A 19,803-nucleotide genomic window follows, 5' to 3' on the forward strand; every position below is an offset into this window, starting at 1 on the left:
ATCTTCTTTATTTCTATCGTTAACTCTCTAATTCTCCTTCCCACTTGCTTACCGCAGAAGTGGCCAGTGCATTTCCAAGTACATTGGTCATGCTTCGGAACATATCACAAAAATGGTCTATTGGTAAAATGAGTGCAATACCTTCAGCAGGAATACCAAACATGGCGCAGGTTGCCGTTACCACAACCAGTGAAGCACGTGGTACACCGGCAATCCCTTTACTGGTTAACATCAGTACCAGAAGCATGGTAAGTTGAGTTCCAAGATCAAGGTGAATGCCATATGCCTGCGCTATAGCAAGGCTGGCAAAGGTCATGTACATCATACTTCCATCGAGGTTAAAACTATAACCAAGGGGCAAAATAAATGCTACAATTTTATCCTTACATCCAAAACGTTCCAGTTCCTCTGTCAGCTTTGGGAATACTGCTTCACTGGAAGTGGTACTGAACGCGATCAGCAATGGCTGTGCAATTCTCTTTAACAACACAGGCACGCGGTTACCCAGAATAAAATAGCCAACCGCAAGTAAGACCATCCACAATACTGTGATTCCAATCAGGAAATACAGCATATACAGGCCATAAAAGCTAAAGATACTTAACCCATTGGTTGCAATTACTGCAGCCAGTGCACCAAATACACCCAGCGGCGCAAATGCCATCACATAACCTACCATTTTAAGGATAATGTGCGCTACACCATCCAATGCTTTTATCACTGGTTTAGCATAGTCGCCCATGGCCGTGGCTGCAACTCCAAAAAAGATGCTGAATACTACCAACTGCAGTATTTCATTGGTTGCCATTGCTTCGACAACACTTTTTGGAAATACATGTTCAACAAAATTCTGAAGTGAAAACACTTTTGTTTTTCCAATCAGGTCCTCTGCATTGCTGGTATCTGCATTTCCTAAATTAATAACGGATCCAGGCTGGAAGAAATTCACCAGTACCATTCCGATGAGCAGGCTAATCAAAGAAGCCGTAACAAACCAGAGCAATGCTTTTCCTCCAACTCTTCCAACTGTTTTCAAATCACCTAGTTTGGCAATACCAACCACCAGTGTAGAGAAAACAAGTGGGGCAATAATCATCTGAACCAGTCGTAAAAAAATGGTGGTCAGTAATTTTATTTTCTCAGAAAAAGAGGCAATAAATTCAGGAGTAGCATTCTTGTGAACGATATACCCAACGATAATACCCAATACCATTGCAATCAGAATGTAAAGGGTCAACCTGTTCTTTTTCGTCATTTTAGGTGCTTAAGCTTTTGAACGGAAGGCCGAAAATTCGAAAAATTCCTGATGCTACCAAAATAATCGGCCGAAATCCGCTTCCATTCAAAGTTTAGCGGCTGCGAATTAAATAATTATTTATTTTACGCCCTTCTAAACAGCTTATCAAAACACAATTAAAACTGATATGAGTTTATTCAGGAAAAAATCCCTGTCCGCTCTGCTGGCGTCGGCTGCTGATTCAGAAAAAGGTTTAAAACGAACATTGGGGGCTACCAACCTGGTAGCACTTGGAATAGGCGCCATTATTGGCGCCGGTTTGTTTGTAAGAACTGCTGCAGCTGCCGGACAGGCAGCCGGACCAGCAGTAACAATTTCATTTATCATTGCCGCTATCGGTTGCGCATTTGCCGGACTTTGTTATGCAGAATTTGCTGCGATGATTCCCATCGCGGGAAGTGCTTATGCCTATTCCTATGTTACCATGGGTGAGCTGATCGCCTGGATCATTGGCTGGGCGCTTATCATGGAATACGCACTGGGGGCTGCTACTGTTTCTATTGCCTGGAGTGAATATTTGAATACGTTGCTGGGGGGACGAATACCCTATGAATGGTCGCATTCTCCATTTGAAAGCTTTACGGATTCAAATGGAGTGCTGCACCAGGGAATCATTAATGCACCTGCATTGGTGATCCTGCTACTTCTTACACTTTTGTTGATTAAAGGAACACAGGAGTCTGCCATGGTGAATGCTATTATCGTATTCATTAAAGTTGCTATTGTACTGATTTTTATTGCAGTAGGCTGGCAGTTTATAGATCCCGCAAATCATACTCCCTATTTGATTCCTGCAGGAACTCCAGAATTTAAAGACCAGGCAGGTAAAACGATCGCTGATTATTCCGGAGTGTTTAAACATGGCTGGGGCGGAGTTTTGGGTGGTGCTGCTATCGTGTTCTTTGCTTTTATCGGATTTGATGCGGTTAGTACGGCAGCTCAGGAAGCTAAAAATCCTGCCCGCGATATGCCAATTGGTATCCTGGGCTCACTGGCAGTTTGTACCGTATTGTATATTTTATTTGGCCATGTTTTAACCGGAGTTGCTCCCTGGACCGATTTTGTGGATCCGGTTAAGGGCCGTGAAGCTTCCGTTGCTTATGCGATTTCGGAATACATGCACGGTTATCAATGGTTATCCACCGCTGTTACGATCGCCATCCTGGCAGGATTCTCCTCTGTTATCCTGGTGATGCTAATGGGACAAAGCCGAATCTTTTTTACTATGAGTAACGACGGACTGATACCAAAGGTATTTGGAGATCTCCATCCGAAATTCAAAACACCTTATAAGGCCAACTGGATCCTGTTTGTTTTTGTTGGATTATTTGCCGCATTTGTACCCGGACACGTAGCTGGTGACCTCACCAGTTTCGGTACCCTTTTCGCTTTCGTTCTGGTAAGTGCAGGTGTTTGGTTGATGCGTAAAAGCGAACCTAACACAAAACGCCCCTTCCGCACTCCCTGGGTACCGTTTGTTCCCATCATGGGTGTGCTCGTATGCAGCGCTATGATTTTTGCCCTGGATGCACAAACACTGGAAGTTGCAATTATTTGGATGGTGGTAGGTATTGTAGTTTATTTCCTGTATGGCAGGAAAAACTCCAAGCTCAATGATCCCGGTCATACTCCTGGAGAGATCCTTCCCAAAAAATCGGATTTCGAAGGATAATTACAGCATTAAATAATATCCCGAAAGAGACTGTCAGCCTGAATTGCGACAGTCTCTTTTTTTATTCGGAGTACTGAAAATTTTTTCTTTATTGTACCTTTGCTGACCATAAGAACAATCTAACAAACCAGTAATACATTTATATGGGTCGCATTTTTGAAGTTCGTAAAGCTACCATGTTTGCCCGCTGGGACCGCATGGCCAAACAATTTACCCGAATTGGAAAAGAGATCGCCATCGCCGTAAAAGCAGGGGGCCCCGACCCGCATACCAACCCTGCTCTTCGTCGTTGCATGCAGAATGCGAAATCCGTAAACATGCCGAAAGACCGGGTAGAAGCAGCCATTAAGCGAGCACAGGGCAAGGACATGGAAACCTATGAGGAAATTCTATATGAAGGTTACGGCCCGCATGGAGTAGCCATCCTTGTAGAAACCGCCACCGACAACCATGTACGAACTGTTGCAAACGTGAAAGCAATTTTCAATAAAGGAAATGGTACCCTCGGAAATAGTGGAAGCGTAAGCTTTCAGTTTAAGAAGATGGGTGTTTTCAAATTAAAGCCGGAAGGTTTGAACACGGAAGATCTGGAACTTGAACTCATTGATTTTGGCCTGGAAGAACTGGGAGAAGGAACGGGCGAAAATGGGGAGGAAGTGATGGTTTTACGGTGTGGGTTCACCGATTTTGGAAATATGCAAAAAGCACTGGAAGAAAAAAACCTCACTACCATCAGTGCCGAAGTGGAATGGATTCCCCAAAATACGGTTGAACTCGGTGAAGAACAGGCACAGGAAGTTCTGAAACTCGTTGACAAACTGGAACAGGACGAAGATGTTCAGAAAGTTTTTCATAACCTGGCTTAGTGCCAGGTTTTTTTATGGATATGCGCAGTAATTGATGTAACTTACTAGTAAAGATTCCGCACCTGCTCCGCCCCTATTATTCCGCACCATATTCAAAGTGATTCATCACCCTCAATCTTTGTATATGGAAGCAATTTATCAACGATGCTCCGCCTGTTATACAACAAGCCGACGAAGCCGCCTCTCTGCCATAATCGCAAACTTAATGCTGGTTGTAGCGCTTGCCTTTCCCAACCAGGTTCGATCGCAGGCTCCTAAAATTCCGGTCTACCTGGAAGTAACCATGTACAAAGTTACCCAGGGAAAAACAGAAGCCTACCTTAACCTTGTAAGGAATTATGGCCTTCGTATTTATGAGGCCATGGTTCGCGACAATACCATACAGGGCTGGTATTTTTATGAGGTAGTCATGAGCCCGGAAAACAAGCAACCATATGATTTTATTGGCGTTAAGGTTACTACCCGATTCAGCGATATGATTGACAATTCCAATTCGTTGAAAGAATACTACAATAAAATTAAAGGTCCCAAAGAACCTGCTTTTGAGCAGATTTTTGGCCAGCTCCAGGAATACCGTTTTCCGGTGAGAAAAGAAATCTTTATTCACCGGGCCGGTCTTGACCCTAAAACACCGGTATCAAAATTTGTGCAGATCGATTTCATGAAGCCAATGGCCGGGAAAAGAGAAGAATACGTCAGGATGGAATCACAGGTATTTTATCCAATCCACCAGGAACGCATCAAGATCGGAGCATTGACCGATTGGGCACTGTATGAAAAGTTTCTGCCGTTTACCAATAATGCAGAATTCGACTTTGTAACTGCTAACTTTTTTGATAATCCCGCTGCAATCATCGATCCTAAATATGAAGAGGCGTTTAATAATATTCCAAACAATATAGACTTTATTCGCCTGAGTGGTCAGATTGATCAAACCCGCACACTGGTCAGAAGTGATATCTGGAAGCTGGTAATGCATGCGGATCAGCTGAGTGTACGGAAGTAAGGGAAGAGGGAGGAAGGGAAGAGGGAGGAAGGGAGGCGTCTTCCTTTCCTCCCTCTTCCCTTCCTCCCTTATCTGCTACTGATAGGTAGCCGGCAACTTCCACCGATACCTGAGTGCCAGCATTCGGATTGAAAAAATTACCAGGATGCAGAATATGTTATTCAGCTCAATTGAAAGCGTTGTGTTTTTGAGCAGGAAGTAAAGGATCCCTCCCAGAATAGCCGCAGAGGCATAAATCTCTTTCCGAAAAAGATAGGGAACATTATTTAATACCACGTCTCTAATAACCCCTCCAAAACAACCGGTCATCACACCCAGAGAAATGCAAATACCGGGAGGGTACCCCCAAAGCAATCCTTTTTCTATTCCAACCAGGGTGAACAATCCCAATCCCAGCGCATCAAATACCGAGAGCACCGGTTCCATTTTTTTCAGGCGGGATGCAAACAATAAAACAGAAACGGCAGCTAATAGTATGACTGCAATCGTGATATTGTTACTAAGCCATGCAACCGGCAAATCTCCAATCAGGATATCACGAATGGAACCACCACCAATAGAGGGAATAAAAGCAAGAATAATGACACCGAAGGGATCCAGTTTTTTTTCAATAGCCGCAAATGCCCCGGATACCGCAAACGCAAACGTACCCAACAAGTCAATTGTGGTCAGGAAACTAAACTCCATTTTATTCAGCCATCATTTCTTTCACAAGTTCCACAATATCTTCCAGATTTGGTTTGCTAAAATAATCACCATCGCTCGCATAAGCCGGACGATGAGCCTGTGCCGTTAAGGTTCTGGGAGCCACATCCAGCCAGCGGTAGCCCCCCTGCTCTTCCATGACCTTATTGAACATATAGGCTGCAGCTCCACCGGGAACATCTTCGTCAATGAAAAGAATCCGGCTGGTTTTTTTCAGTGATTCCAGTATGGAATGATGAATGTCAAATGGCAGCAGGGTTTGCACATCTACCACTTCAGCATCAATTCCATAAATTGCCAGCTGAGCAGCTGCTTCCTGCACAATTCGCAGTGTGGACCCGTAAGAAACCAGCGTGATATCAGTCCCTTTTCTTACAATCTCAGGTATTCCTAACGGCACTGTATATCCTAAAAGATCCTGAGGCAATTTCTCTTTCAAGCGGTAGCCATTCAAACATTCCACCACTATGGCAGGATCATTAGACTGCAAAAGGGTATTATACATTCCAACTGCCTGCACCATATTCCGGGGAACACAAACATGCATACCTCTCAGGGAGTTAAGAATCATGCCCATAGGAGATCCACTGTGCCAGATTCCTTCCAGGCGGTGTCCGCGGGTTCTGACAATAAGCGGACAGCTTTGCTTCCCAAAAGTGCGGTAATGGGTGGTGGCCACATCATCACTCAAAGGTTGCAAACCATACAGCAGATAATCCAGATATTGAATCTCTGCAATCGGCCGCAGGCCTCTGAACGCTGCACCTATACCCTGCCCCATAATAGTTAACTCACGGATACCAGTATCCGAAATACGGTCAGCACCATACTTGGCTTGTAATCCCGCAAACCCCTGGTTAACATCTCCGATGTAACCAACATCTTCACCAAAGGCAATAACTTTCGGATTACTGGCAAAGAGCTGATCAAAATATTTATTCAGTATCTCATAACCGTTTACAATCGGAGCATCTGCCGCGAATGTCAGGGTTGAACCCTTTATATTCAGTGCAGACTTTGGCCCCTCATTGTATAGGTGAGAATTATATAATGCTTTATTTTCTTTTTTCAGATCCTGGTAATAATCCTTTAACCAGAAAGCATGATCCGTTTTACCGGCAAGCTGAATCAGCTTGTGAAGACTGCTCATAACATCCCGGCGCATCGGTTCCTTTTCGGCTTTTAATTTTCTTATTTCAGCTTCAAGTACTCCAGCTTTTTCGGGTAACTGCAGCATAAGGGCCGATGCCAGTTCAAGTACCCGGCTAACCTGGTCCTTGATTGGTTGCTGGTAAGTAGCCCAGGCCCTGTTCTTACAATCGCGCACAAACTCTTTTGCCTTCAGTTCAATATCTGATAATTCCTCTTCGCTGCTTAACGCATTTTCAAGAATCCATTCCTTGAATTTTTTAATACAATCAAAACTACGCTCCCATTCCAGGCGCTCCGGGCTCTTATAACGTTCATGACTACCCGAAGTAGAATGTCCTTGTGGTTGGGTAATTTCTTCAATGTGAAAAATAGCCGGAATATGCGTATCCCTTATCTTTTGAATAGCAGGTTCCAGTAACTCTACCATACTTGCATAGTCCCAGCCCTTCAGTTTGTAAATATCAAGCCCATTGGTGCCTTCCCGTTGCTGGAATCCTTTCAGCACTTCAGAAATGGAACCTTTGGTGGTTTGTAATTTTTTTGGAACAGAAATTCCATATCCATCATCCCAAACAAAAATCGCCAGGGGAATCTGCAATACTCCCGCGGCATTTACTGCTTCCCAGAAATGGCCTTCTGACGTTGATGCATCGCCAATTGTACAAAAACAAACCTCATTGCCATTATTCGATAACTCAGGAAATGCTTTCAGTTCATCCACTTTCCTGAAGAGTTTGGAGGCAAAAGCAAGACCAACTGCCCTCGGCATCTGTGATGCCGTAGGGGCCATATCACTTGATATATTCTTCTGACGGGCAAGTGGTAACCAATTACCATCCGCATCCGTATTGGGTGTAGCAAAATGAGAATTCATTTGCCGGCCGGCACTGAAAGGATCCTGGTTTACATCCGGGTTAGCATACAATTGGGCAAAAAACTGTTCAATAGAAGCCTGTTTGCTGGCAAATACAAAGGTCTGGTCGCGGTAATAACCAGCCCGGTAATCACCTGGCCGGAAAAATTTCGCTGCTGCGATCTGTGCTACTTCCTTACCGTCTCCGAAAATTCCAAATTTGGCTTTACCGGTTAATACCTCTTTTCGGCCCATCAGACTGGCCTCGCGACTCTCGCAGGCCAAACGGTAATCACTGAGTACTTCTTCGCGGAAGCGGTCAAAACTTAATTTCTCCGCCGCTACCAGATCGTTTTCAAGCAGATTTTCCATCCGGCAAATCTAAAGGAATTCAACAATGCGAACAACCGTTAGTTTTCCACGCTTTACTCCACCAGATGGGAGGCACCCGACCCGTTCCACCCGACCGGTGGCTCCTGTCGGGCGGAGTAAATGGATTTCGATCACAATAGCTATATTTGTTTGACGTTTTAACTCCGATGATGATTAAGCAGTTGATTATAGCAGCAGGACTACTGGCAGGATGCCTTTCAGCAGATGCACAGGTGTTGGCCAATGCGGCAAAAGAACCCATGCAAATCACTGAATACCATGATTTTGGCACCATTCGAAGGGGCCGTCCGGTTACGCATACATTTCAATTTGTAAACAATGGAAAAGAGCCCATCAGGCTGGAAAATGTTGCTGCTTCCTGCGGATGTACCACTCCGGAATGGTCACCCGAGCCTGTAGCCCCCGGGAAAACCGGATCCGTGAAAGTGGGCTACAATGCCGCTGTGGAAGGTGAATTTGAAAAATCAATCACCCTTGTGTACAACGGTGGCAAAACAAAAACCATCTACGTAAAAGGAAAGGTAGAACCACCGGTTCCCGCAGTTCCAATAAACAGTTCTGTTCAGTTATTAAAACAATCGAATTAAATTCAATAAATCAATAAGTATGAAAAAGTTAGCGCTTACCCTGTTTGCTGTTGTGATTGGTACTTTTTTGTTTGCGCAATCCAAAAAAGCAGAGGAACTGGTAAAATTCTCCGTTGTTAAGCACAATTTTGGTAAAATCAAACAAGGTACTCCTGTCACCTACGATTTCGAATTCACGAATGTAAGTGGCAAACCCATTGTAATTGAAAGTGCTACGGCAAGCTGTGGTTGCACTACACCTACATGGCCTCAACAACCTGTAGCCCAGGGAAAAGGCAATAAGATCAAAGCAGGTTTCAACGCGGCAGCGCCCGGACCGTTTGATAAGACCGTATTTGTAAAAGTTGCCGGAGTGGATCAGCCTGTTGAACTGCGTATTACTGGAGAAGTTTTGTCTGCAGATGAGTATGCCAAATACGAGTCTTCAAAAGACAAAAAAAGTAGCAAGTAAATTACCCTTTCAAATAATGCGAAGAGGCTGTCTTAAAAAAGACAGCCTCTTTTTTTATTGCAATATTTCGTTTCCCAATCAAAAATTCAGGAAGAAATTCATCTTATAAAAATCTCCGTCAAAGTTGGCTCTTGCAGATTCTCCGGCAAGATTTCCACCTGCTGAAAATCGCAAGCCGGCAATCCCTTTAGTGAACTGAATATAGGGGCCTAGCCAGGTATAGTATTGAGAAGTGGTTGTAGCCTGATTTTTTCCACCCTGACGGAACAGGTTCTCAAAATGCGCACCTACAGAAAAATGGGAACTTAGTTTTCCACCAAAATTCAGCCAATAATGGACGTAATTGGCAGTTAATGGCCCCTCCTTCCTCAATGCTGCATAATAACCTGCATAGAACTGACCTTCCAGCTTACTATTGTTTAGATTGACAGTTAAATTGGGTACAATTCCATCCCCAAAGGCATATTTCCCGGCAGTAAAAGAAGAAAGCAGGTTTCCCATAGTCACCCCTATCTGAGGATTGATGGTAACCGACTCCCCGGCCTGGAAACTATATCCCAATCCAAATTCTGTCCAGTTTCCCCATGCGATGGCGGTACCTGCTCCCCATTGTATGCCATAAAAAGTCAGGGCAGATTTGTCTCCGGTTTTAATGGCTCCCGAAAGCATAGGGTTAAAACCAAAAAATGCATCATGGTTCAAGGAGAGTCCAATCGATACTTTATTCTCTTTTGTATCTTCAGTTTGGGCATTAACAGTGCTAATAGATAAACAGGCAAATAAGGAAAGAATGGAAAATACTTTTCGCATAACAGTTTGTTGTTTGGTTTTTGTTTGGTTTCTGCTGCTGTGCTGCAGCAGCTTGCTTTTTGTGATGTTTTACAGTATAGCAGAAGGCATGGGCAGATTTACCTGATAAAACCCTTCGTCATCAATTCCATTATCCAATCGCCCGGTTCGGTTGCCAGCCACCTATGCGATATGATTTGGATAAAACCTCTGATGATATGATCAAATCAAGGATGAATAGATAGTGATCAACATATTAATTATTTACACATTTTTATTTTTAAATCATATTTTTTGACTTTTCATATCTATTAGGTCACTAAAATATTTATTTGGTTATTTTTTTATATTATAAATGAATTAGAGTTTTCAAATTCTAATTAATATTAAAGACTGATAATGAATTAAATTCTGGATTACGACACTAGATTTATTAGGAAACTGAATAAATAAAATACATATTCTATTTATTCATATTTATTTTTTCGATTTCCAGAAATCTTCTAGATCCTCTTTTTCCCATACAGAATCATACTCTCAGTCCGTATCGGTTTTCAACGATCACTGCACTTAACAGGGGCTTAAATGAGCGGGAAGCCATCTTTTTACTATATTCCAGCAACAACTGGGAATATGAACCACTTAGCATTTCAGTCCTACCTCGACTCGCTTCGAGTACAACCGCAGCAAAAAGTTTCTCTCAAAAAAGACTTTCTAACGGACTATGATCGTAAATCCATGAGCAAGGAAGAAGGAGAGCAATTGTTAGCAGAAGGGATTCAAAACCTCTCCCTGATGCAGGATAAATTGTACGCGCATAACCGTCACAGTATACTGATCGTTCTTCAGGCAATGGATGCAGCAGGAAAAGACGGGGCTATCAAACATGTAATGAGCGGATTAAATCCTCAGGGTGTGAAAGTAACCAGCTTTAAGACCCCAAGCAAAGAGGAACTGGATCACGATTACATATGGCGTCACTACAAAGCCCTACCCGGCAGAGGAGAAATTGGAATTTTCAACCGGTCGCATTATGAAAATGTACTCGTAACCCGGGTACATCCGGAATATATTCTGAGCGAAAACCTGCCTGGTATTGATAAACCAGAAGATATCACTCCATCCTTTTGGGAGAAACGTTTTAAACAAATCAACCGGTTTGAAAGAAACCTCGCACAAAACGGCACCCTGATTTTGAAATTCTTCCTGCATGTTTCCAAAAAAGAACAGAAAAAAAGATTCCTTGAACGCATTGATGACCCCAGTAAAAACTGGAAATTCTCCAGCGCTGATGTGGAAGAAAGACAATTTTGGAACCAATATATGGAAGCATATGAAGACATGCTTTCAGCAACCTCAAAAGAATTTGCCCCCTGGTTCGTACTACCAGCCGATGACAAGTGGTTCACCCGGCTTTGCCTGGCAGCCATTATCAGCAGGGAATTTGACAAACTGGATCCAACCTATCCAATTGTCAGTGATGCCGAAAAGGCTCAACTGCAAATGATGCGTGAAAAACTGATGCAGGAAAGCAATGGCGACTAAAAATCAAGTCCGGGCTGCTATCTTTGCGCCATGCTACAGATCAGTAAAAGAGGCCTGGCTATGCCCCCGTCTCCCATCCGGAAACTGGTGCCCTATGCCGAAGCAGCCAAGAAAAAAGGAATCAAAGTTTTCCATCTGAATATCGGCCAGCCCGATATAGAAACTCCTTCCATCATGTTTGACGCGGTTAAAAACGCGCACATGAAAGTGCTGGAATACAGTCATAGCGCCGGTAATGAATCCTATCGTCGCAAGTTGGCAGAATACTACGCCAAAGTTGGCGTAAAGGTAAACCACAACCAGATCATCGTAACCACGGGAGGATCTGAAGCCATTCAGTTTGGTTTTATGGCTTGCCTGGATGCTGGCGATGAAGTCATCATTCCCGAACCTTTTTATGCCAACTACAATGGTTTCGCTGTTGCAGCTGGAGTTACAGTAAAGCCTATCACATCCAGTATTGACAACGGATTTGCACTTCCTCCAATCGAAGCATTCGAAAAAGCGATCACCTCCCGTACACGTGCTATTGTGATCTGCAATCCAAATAATCCAACTGGATATCTTTACAGCAAAGAAGAACTGGAAGTATTAAAAACCATCATTCAAAAACACAACCTGTTTCTCTTTTCGGATGAGGCATACCGTGAGTTCTGTTATACGGGGACCCATTTCAGTGCCATGCAACTGGAAGGCGTAGATGAACATGTAATCCTGATGGATACGGTTTCTAAACGTTACAGTGCCTGCGGAGCCAGAATTGGCGCCCTTGTAACCCGCAATCAGGCTGTATTGGATACCGCTATGAAATTCGCCCAGGCCCGCTTAAGTCCACCCGGTTTCGGTCAGATTGCATCCGAGGCTGCCATCGACCTGCCCGATACTTATTTTGATGGCCCTAAGGCTGAATACCTGAAACGCCGGGATGCCCTAGTCAGCCGGCTGAATGCCATGGAGGGCGTTTTTTGCCCCAATCCCGGAGGGGCCTTTTATGCAATCGCGCGACTGCCCATTGATGATGCAGATCGTTTTTGCCAATGGTTACTTGAAAGCTTTTCCTATAATAACCAAACAGTAATGCTGGCACCGGCTACCGGTTTCTATAGCACACCCGGACTTGGAAAAAACGAAGTTCGTTTAGCCTACGTATTAAATACTGATGACATCCACGCCGCTATGGACTGCCTCGAAGAAGCACTTCGGCAGTATCCAGGCCGCACTAAATAAAATTGGACCCTGAAAAAATATAAAAGCCCCGGAAAACGGGGCTTTTTTTAATGCTTTAAAGATTGAATAAAAGATCTTCCAACTCCGGACTTTAGCCATTTTTCTCGTGCAATGGCTTCCGATTGCTGAGAAAACGTTTCCAGGTAAATCAACTTCCATGGACGATATCTTGAAGTCCATCCTTTTCCCAATTCGTTATGCGATAAAAGTCGACCATCCAAATCGGAAGTGTATCCGGTATAATGCTTTTTATGCAGCACTGAAAACAAAACATAAACACAGTATTCCATACACTCACTTTTATTCCTGCTATGAACCGCCGTCCGCCTTCGGCGGATAAGAATCTGATGCCCCCAAACAAAAAAAGCCCACGAAGGGCTTAAAAGTGTAGCGAGGAGCGGACTTGAACCGCCGTCCGCCTTCGGCGGATAAGAATCCGATGCCCCCAAACAAAAAAAGCCCACGAAGAGCTTAAAAGTGTAGCGAGGAGCGGACTTGAACCGCCGACCTTCGGGTTATGAATCCGATGCTCTAACCAGCTGAGCTACCTCGCCATGTTGTCGAAACCTCTTCACTTTGACCATTGCCCTCTATTCGACCAATATTTTTAAGAACTACTTTCTTGAACCGCCGTCCGCCTCTGGCGGATATGAATCCGATGCTCTAACCAGCTGAGCTACCTCGCCTTGTTGTCGAAACCTCTTCACTTTGACCATTGCCCTCTATTCGACCAATATTTTTAAGAACCACCTCTCCATGATGGAGATGCTCTCAAACGGAGCGCAAAAATAGAGGATTATCACAAAAGATCAAAAAATAGCTGTGCCTTAGTAGGCTTTTTTTACTTCACCCTTACCAACTTTTCAATATTAAGGTGTTCAATCCCAAGGGCTTCTATTTTTTCAACGCCAGTGGTTATCAACGTATCCCCGGAAATTTTATAGAAAAGCTCAAACTCTCCCCCCTCCCATTCCCGAACAGAAAAATAATCCAGCAGTTCGGCATAGGTACTGTCGCCAATTTTTACCCTCCCGCCCCCTGCAGCATAACTGGCAGTACTATCTTTCCCCTTATTCAGATCATGCCGTAGAAAAGCAAAATGTGTCGGACTGATAATCTTGATCATTTCCTGTCCGATGGTATAATCGGTTACCACCGTATCTGTTCCCTTGATTGTAGTACCGGTAAGTAATTTCCAGGTACCCACAATTGGAGGAGCTGTTTGTGATTTCGCATCTTGTTTTGGAGTAACAGGTCCACAGGAAACAACCATCAATAACATCCCGAATACATATCCGTACTTCATATCAGAAAAATTTAATTCTTATAAACCTCCTTCAGCACCTTCAATTTCGCAGTATCACCCGCTATTGATTCTGCAGAAAATGGCATTACACCTGTGGAAGGAGGCAATAAACCAAATTCCAGAACCTGCTTAAACTCCTTCGGGGTTACCTGTCCAGTTCCATTGTACCCCTGCACAATCGGCCATATTTTAGGTGCCCCAGCCCCTTTCAACCACGACTGCCCCGATAACCAATTCATATATTCACCCACCCAGGAAACCGGCCGGCCTTTTAATTGATGGAATAACATAGGAGATAACACATCCGCCTTGCCGGAAAGTGCAGCCAGATCAATTCCCAAATTTTTATACAATGCAGAATCATGATCTGCAGGCATCCATCCGCAATGATAAATACCGGTCAGCAGCGAGCCATCAACTGATTTAACCTGTTTACCCAGCAAATCTGCCCACTCCACCAACACCCCTGTTCTCCATTTTCTCCAGGCAACTTCCTGATTCCTTAATATCCAGTCAGCCTGATCTGCAATCGGCCCCTCAGGCAATTTTAGTCCGGCATAGTTTTCAAATAACCCCATACATCGTTCACAAAAACAGGTTTCAGGCAGAATTGGATTCGGCGTTTCAAATTGTGCATGCCAATGAAAATAATCCAGCCAGATGCCATCAATTGAATAGGAAGACAGAATAGTTGCCAGTGCCTGCTGCCGATCCGCCCTGAATCCAGGATCAGTAGGACAAATTCCCATAAACCAATCAGCCGGCTCTGCCCGATTCCCCTTTTCAGTTATCGGCCATGCTTCCGGATGCTTTGATAAGTATTCCTTGCCATTCAATACCGGGAACTCTACATAGATCTTTACACCCTCTTTTTTCGCACGTTCTATAAATTCCTGATTCAAAGATCCACTTCGAATAAATACGGCATTAATACCCAATGAAGAAAAATCATACCCTGCTTTCCATAACGCTGCAGGATTCCCATATACGCCCTTAACAGGAGAGTTTAGTCCTCCAACTTTCTTAGAGCTAATACAACCCAGAAGCTGGATTAATAACAAACCGTATAAAATAATTTTTATTCGCATCTATATCCGGAAGGCGCTTCAAGTTACAACCGATTTTTCAGGATATGACTTAAATCATGTTTGAAATTCCAAGGCCTTATTAGTTTTACAACAGTAAATGTTTTTCCGCTTTATCATATCATCACTTCTACTGGCCTCACTACTATTACAGTGTTTTCAGGTACCCATGATGGTTGTAAACTATTACACCAACAAGCAGGAATTCCTGGCCAACTGTGAAAACAAATACAGGCCCGAACTAGCCTGCGAAGGGAAATGTATCCTGATGAAAAAAATCAAAGCGGCTGAACAAAAAGAGGAACAGGAGAAAAAAGAAAGCAAAAGTTCAGGCTCTGCAGATATCGTTTCTTCACGTTGCTTTTTTACCAATGAACTGAGTTTGACTATGAAAATCTCAGTACAAGATTATTCTTTACATATGGTATCCAACACCATCGATCGATCCTATCCGCTGTTTCATCCCCCTTGCTGGGCATTTCCTGAAAATGCTTTTCACGTATACGGCTAAAATCTTCAAATCAACACCCAATTTCCACAGCTCGTAACCATCCGGCTTGACTTCCCTTTTGTCTGTATGTTACTTGCAACCCGATAAATTTATTTTAACATGTCAGTTTTATCCAGGCTGTTATCAGTGGTAATCCTACTGGTTACCCAGCCTTGCTTTGCCCAAAAAAAAGTCAGTGCCACCCTCATTGACTCCATCAATAATGAACCCATTAATGGCGCAACTATTCAATGCACGAACAGTACGTGTAACTGTAGTTGTGTCAGCACGAATTCCGGTCGTTTTGAAATGAACTGCCGTGATTGCCGCTTCCTAAAAATCACACATACCGGTTACCAGTCTTTTATCGTCCCCATTGAACAACTCCTTAAAGCTCCCGGAACTTTACGCTTGCAACCCTTTGCCGGCAGCCTGAATGAAATCATCGTTACCGCGAGCAGAGGTGAAAAAATCAAGCGAACCGAAGCTCCAATTGCTATTGGTTTGATCTCAACAGCTTCCATCCACGAAACCAAAGCGCAAAGCGCCGATCAGTTATTAAATAAAGTCAGTGGTGTAAACATGGTAAATCTTGGTAATGAACAACACCAGATGAGTATTCGTCAACCCATGACCACCAAAAGTTTATTCCTTTACCTGGAAGATGGTATCCCTGTACGCACAACCGGTTTATTCAATCACAATGCGTTACTGGAAATGAATCTTGCGGCCACCAAAAAAATTGAAGTGATAAAAGGACCCTCCTCTTCCCTGTATGGCAGTGAGGCCATCGGGGGTGTTGTCAACTTCATCAGCCTTGCACCTACACCAGTACCTGCACTGAAAATTTCCCTACAGGGAAATAACATAGGTTACAAAAGAGCGGATCTCCAGTCCAGTTTTCAATTTGGGAAATGGGGCTTCGCCTTAAGCGGTTATTATGCTGGTAAACGAAACAGCTTTATGGAATATACCGACTTTCATAAAGGAACAGTTACGGCCCGTGTTGATTATACTTTTTCTGAAAAAACACAACTGCAGAATAGTTATACTATTACTGATTATTATAGCGATATGCGCAGCGGAGTTGACAGCATCTCATTTGCAACCCATCGGTTCTTCAATCCACAGACGTTCACTTATCGTAAAGTGAAGGCACAGCGTTTTAGAAGCACACTACATCATAGCTGGAATGACAACTCAAATTCAAGCTTATCCGTTATTCTTAGAAAAAATTCAATCGGACAAAATCCTGCTTATAGAATCAAAGAGGATTACCGAAAAGTAAATGGTGTATGGAAAGGTGATAAAACGCTGGCACACGGAGAAATCAACGAAAGCAGTTTTAAAAGCCTGGCCATCATCAGCCAGCACAAACACCAGTTCCAATGGAAAAATGCGGAGCTGATCGGCGGACTTTCAGCAGATCTGAGTCCATCCGGCTATTCTGCTTCCTATATTAAAATCCATAAAGACACTGTTGCAGGGAAATTTGACAGCTATCAATCAACCGACAGCACGCTTACCAACTACAAAACAACTATAAACAACTATGCAGCGTTTCTTCAGTTCGCATTCGAACCTGTAAAAGGACTGCGACTGGTAGGCTCACTTCGATATGATCTTTTTCAATACAAATTCATCAACAATCTAACTCCCTCTGCTTTTAGTGGAGCTGCAGACACCAGCACCAATTTTAAAAAGCTAAGTCCCAAAATCGGATTCACCTACAACCCAACCAAAAGAATCGGATTTTTTGCGAACTACAGCGAAGGATTTGTGCCTCCGCAGGTTACTGAATTGTTTACAGGAGTGAAAGTTCCTTATCTCCAGCCCTCCTTATTCAAAAACTATGAAATCGGCGGATGGATGGAATGGTTGCCCGGCAAACTCTCAGCAGATTTCAGTGTCTATCAGCTGAACGGCTCAAATGAAATTGTGAATGTCAGACTCGATGATGGCAGCTTTGCCAATCAGAACAGTGGCCGAACCAGTCATAAAGGAATAGAAGTGGGTGTCAATGCCACTCCTTTGAAAAATCTTCAGCTTAGAACAAGTGCATCCTACAGTAAACACCTATTCGAAGAATATGTAGAAAAAGGAGTAAGCTACAATGGTCGCGAAATGAACAATGCTCCCCGTTGGCTTTTAAACGCGGAAGCCTGGTATCGCCCTGCTTTCCTGAAAGGATTTCGTATCGGCACCGAACTACAACTGGTCGGCCCCTATTTTGTTGATCCGCAAAACACTGCCCGTTACCAGGGATATACCGTTTGGCACCTGAGAGCAGCCTATCGGTATAAAGCAGTTGAAACCTGGGTTCATCTCCTGAATGCAGGTAACAGATATTATTCGAATATCACTTCAAAAAGCAGTTTCGGATATAGTTACCAGTTAGCAGATCCGCGGTCCGTAAATATTGGAATGAGTATTGATTTAGGTTCGCTTTTAAAAAATAACTGATGAAACAACTAACACTCTATATCTGTGCATGGCTCTGCAGTTGGTCTTTAAAAACTGCTGCACACACGCAAACTGATAGCCTGCAATCCGTTACTCAAATAATAGCTGATCATGCATCACTGATACCCGGACTAACAAAAGATCATCTGAAAAGACCCGTACTCAGTTGGGTGGAACAGTTAACAGAGAATCGGTTCCGAATGCGATATGCCATCTCAACCAATAATGGAAAAAGTTTTGAAGCACCTGTAATTGTCACACCCTCCATTACATTATCTCCTCATGCTGAAAATGCACCTAAACTGGTATTTAAACCCTCTGGAGAAATTATTGCTATATGGGGCGTTACCTCAACCAGCCTGCAGCAGGGCATTGAAAAAAAAGAGGGGAGCGACGAACACATCCATCATAACGGCACAAATACAATTAAATCAACACCAAAAAGTAAATACGCAGGCCAGATCTATTACAGTCAGTCATTTGATGAAGGTAAAAACTGGACAACAGCCAGACCACTGGTAAATGATCCGGAAGGAAATGATCAGCGTTATTTTGACGTAGCGCTCAATCAGGATGGAGAGGCTATTATAATCTGGCTGGATAACCGGAAAACAACTAACCAGGAGGGTTCAGCATTATTTATGGCAACCACTTACCAGCAGGAAGGTTTTCAGCAACAACACAAAATCAACGAAACAACCTGCCAATGCTGCCGCACCAAATTGCTGATTGATCAACAAAACCGGATTCATGTAGTCTACCGCGCTATACTTCAGGACTCAATTCGGGATATGGTGCACCAGGTATCCTCAGACGGAGGTAAAACATTCAGCACACCAAAACGTATCCATGATGATAACTGGATCGTAAAAACCTGCCCGCATACAGGCCCAACCATGACCGTCAATCAGTCCGGTCTTCATTTTGCCTGGTATTCCGCATCACCGAAGAAAGCAACTTATTTTACGAGTAGCACAGATAACGGAACCAGTTTTACAGGCTTCACCACCCTAAGTGAAACTGCAAGGCATCCACAAATGCATACACTGGCCAATCAGTTGATCGGAGTTGTATGGGATGAGGTTCTCCGAATGGGTGAAACACCAACAACGGGCATAGGCATGGAATGGAAAAACAGAGAGGGCAAAACGATTGGCAAATTAACCCTGACCATTCCTGAAGAGATGGCAGCCTACCCCGTGATCCTGCCGCTGGAAGATGCATTTCTGCTTGCTTACCAGGTCAAAACCCCTGCAGGTCAACGGATTGGATGGAAAATTGCATCGCCCCCCACCTCAACAACTCCTTAAAATAGATTTCGTACCTTTATTCCATGTGGTTTAAGGACGATCCGGCTTTCCATACCTTATATCCGGTTGAACTCAGCCAGATGGCTAGAAGGCACTGGACCCCCTTGCTGGTAGCCAGAAAAGCAGCACGCTTCCTGGTGACCCAACCCGGGGACCGAATACTTGACATTGGAAGCGGAGCAGGTAAATTCTGCCTCGCAGCTGCCAGAGAATGTCCACAGGGGAAATTCACGGGAATCGAGCAACGTCGCAACCTGGTAGATTATGCCAACCAGGCTCTTGAAATAACCGGACTAACGAATGTTGAGTTTTTGCATGGAAACATTACCGACTTGAATTTCAAGGACTTCGATCACTTTTATTTTTACAACTCCTTTTACGAGTATATTGTTGATAGTGAAAAAATTGATGATCAAATTTCTTTTTCAAGCGACTTATTCAATTACTACAGTCATTATCTTTATAAACAATTGTGCAAAGCCCCTGAAGGTACCCGTCTGGTTACTTACCACAGCCTGGAAACGGAAATCCCTCCCTCTTTCCAACTGGTAGCCACAGAAATAAATGATCAATTAAAATTTTGGGTTAAACTGTAAAACCATTTGG

18 protein-coding genes and 1 tRNA gene are annotated in these 19,803 nt (G+C 43.6%); 11 read left to right on the forward strand and 8 right to left on the reverse strand.

All coding sequences use genetic code 11. The annotated features are described in order from the left end of the window. Nucleotides 1–19: 19 nt before the first annotated feature. Nucleotides 20–1,255, reverse strand: coding sequence for a dicarboxylate/amino acid:cation symporter (locus L0U88_RS04375; protein WP_234864391.1), 1,236 nt, complete (start codon nt 1,253–1,255; stop codon nt 20–22). 169 nt (nt 1,256–1,424) lie between these two features. On the opposite strand from L0U88_RS04375, the gene L0U88_RS04380 reads away from it, so the two are divergent. The 3 genes from L0U88_RS04380 (at nt 1,425) to L0U88_RS04390 (ending at nt 4,841) form a co-directional block, all read left to right on the forward strand. Next, a complete protein-coding gene (locus tag L0U88_RS04380) occupies nt 1,425–2,969 on the forward strand; it encodes an APC family permease (protein ID WP_234864392.1) in 1,545 nt (514 codons plus the stop codon). Nucleotides 2,970–3,112: 143 nt separating this feature from the next. After that, nucleotides 3,113–3,835 (forward strand): YebC/PmpR family DNA-binding transcriptional regulator, encoded by a 723-nt coding sequence (locus L0U88_RS04385; RefSeq protein ID WP_234864393.1) that lies wholly within the window; start codon nt 3,113–3,115, stop codon nt 3,833–3,835. 124 nt (nt 3,836–3,959) lie between these two features. Next, nucleotides 3,960–4,841, forward strand: a complete 882-nt coding sequence (locus L0U88_RS04390) for a hypothetical protein (RefSeq protein ID WP_234864394.1) — start codon at nt 3,960–3,962, stop codon at nt 4,839–4,841. Between the two features lie 75 nt (nt 4,842–4,916). On the opposite strand, the gene L0U88_RS04395 is transcribed toward L0U88_RS04390, so the two are convergent. Beyond that, nucleotides 4,917–5,528: a trimeric intracellular cation channel family protein gene (locus L0U88_RS04395; RefSeq protein ID WP_234864395.1), complete on the reverse strand. Its 612-nt coding sequence runs from the start codon at nt 5,526–5,528 to the stop codon at nt 4,917–4,919. A 1-nt stretch (nt 5,529) separates the two neighbouring features. Beyond that, a complete protein-coding gene (locus L0U88_RS04400) occupies nt 5,530–7,923 on the reverse strand; it encodes an alpha-ketoacid dehydrogenase subunit alpha/beta (RefSeq protein WP_234864396.1) in 2,394 nt (797 codons plus the stop codon). A 146-nt stretch (nt 7,924–8,069) separates the two neighbouring features. On the opposite strand from L0U88_RS04400, the gene L0U88_RS04405 reads away from it, so the two are divergent. After that, entirely contained in the window at nt 8,070–8,531 is a 462-nt protein-coding gene (locus L0U88_RS04405; protein ID WP_234864397.1) for a DUF1573 domain-containing protein, read from the forward strand. Nucleotides 8,532–8,550: 19 nt separating this feature from the next. Beyond that, a complete protein-coding gene (locus L0U88_RS04410; protein ID WP_234864398.1) occupies nt 8,551–8,982 on the forward strand; it encodes a DUF1573 domain-containing protein in 432 nt (143 codons plus the stop codon). Nucleotides 8,983–9,060: 78 nt separating this feature from the next. Here L0U88_RS04410 and L0U88_RS04415 read toward each other — a convergent pair whose 3' ends face one another. Further along, the gene (locus tag L0U88_RS04415) at nt 9,061–9,792 is read right to left on the reverse strand and encodes a DUF6733 family protein (RefSeq protein WP_234864399.1); all 732 of its coding nucleotides are present in this window, start codon (nt 9,790–9,792) and stop codon (nt 9,061–9,063) included. Nucleotides 9,793–10,404: 612 nt separating this feature from the next. Here L0U88_RS04415 and L0U88_RS04420 point away from each other — a divergent pair. Further along, complete coding sequence (locus tag L0U88_RS04420) at nt 10,405–11,316, forward strand: polyphosphate kinase 2 family protein (protein WP_234864400.1); 912 nt, start codon at nt 10,405–10,407, stop codon at nt 11,314–11,316. A gap of 30 nt (nt 11,317–11,346) precedes the next feature. After that, a complete protein-coding gene (locus L0U88_RS04425) occupies nt 11,347–12,543 on the forward strand; it encodes a pyridoxal phosphate-dependent aminotransferase (protein ID WP_234864401.1) in 1,197 nt (398 codons plus the stop codon). 47 nt (nt 12,544–12,590) lie between these two features. On the opposite strand, the gene L0U88_RS04430 is transcribed toward L0U88_RS04425, so the two are convergent. The 4 genes from L0U88_RS04430 to L0U88_RS04445 all read right to left on the reverse strand — a co-directional run bounded on the left by L0U88_RS04430 (nt 12,591) and on the right by L0U88_RS04445 (nt 14,910). Beyond that, entirely contained in the window at nt 12,591–12,833 is a 243-nt protein-coding gene (locus L0U88_RS04430; RefSeq protein ID WP_234864402.1) for a GIY-YIG nuclease family protein, read from the reverse strand. Between the two features lie 190 nt (nt 12,834–13,023). Then, nucleotides 13,024–13,097: transfer RNA gene (locus L0U88_RS04435), tRNA-Met, on the reverse strand. 287 nt (nt 13,098–13,384) lie between these two features. Then, nucleotides 13,385–13,849 (reverse strand): hypothetical protein, encoded by a 465-nt coding sequence (locus tag L0U88_RS04440; RefSeq protein ID WP_234864403.1) that lies wholly within the window; start codon nt 13,847–13,849, stop codon nt 13,385–13,387. Between the two features lie 11 nt (nt 13,850–13,860). After that, complete coding sequence (locus tag L0U88_RS04445; RefSeq protein ID WP_234864404.1) at nt 13,861–14,910, reverse strand: hypothetical protein; 1,050 nt, start codon at nt 14,908–14,910, stop codon at nt 13,861–13,863. Nucleotides 14,911–15,202: 292 nt separating this feature from the next. Here L0U88_RS04445 and L0U88_RS04450 point away from each other — a divergent pair, with 292 nt between their 5' ends. From L0U88_RS04450 to L0U88_RS04465, 4 genes are all read left to right on the forward strand, one after another. Then, on the forward strand, nt 15,203–15,445 hold the full coding sequence (locus tag L0U88_RS04450) for a hypothetical protein (RefSeq protein WP_234864405.1): 243 nt from the start codon (nt 15,203–15,205) through the stop codon (nt 15,443–15,445). A gap of 99 nt (nt 15,446–15,544) precedes the next feature. Then, nucleotides 15,545–17,887: a TonB-dependent receptor gene (locus L0U88_RS04455; RefSeq protein ID WP_234864406.1), complete on the forward strand. Its 2,343-nt coding sequence runs from the start codon at nt 15,545–15,547 to the stop codon at nt 17,885–17,887. Beyond that, nucleotides 17,887–19,197 carry a sialidase family protein gene (locus L0U88_RS04460; protein ID WP_234864407.1) on the forward strand — a complete coding sequence of 437 codons (1,311 nt, stop codon included), beginning with the start codon at nt 17,887–17,889 and terminating at the stop codon, nt 19,195–19,197. The genes L0U88_RS04455 and L0U88_RS04460 overlap by 1 nt, the downstream gene beginning before the upstream one ends. A gap of 23 nt (nt 19,198–19,220) precedes the next feature. Then, a complete protein-coding gene (locus tag L0U88_RS04465) occupies nt 19,221–19,793 on the forward strand; it encodes a methyltransferase domain-containing protein (protein ID WP_234864408.1) in 573 nt (190 codons plus the stop codon). Nucleotides 19,794–19,803: the final 10 nt, after the last annotated feature.

The organism is Flavihumibacter fluminis, from assembly GCF_021491375.1.
Lineage (GTDB): Bacteria > Bacteroidota > Bacteroidia > Chitinophagales > Chitinophagaceae > Flavihumibacter > Flavihumibacter fluminis.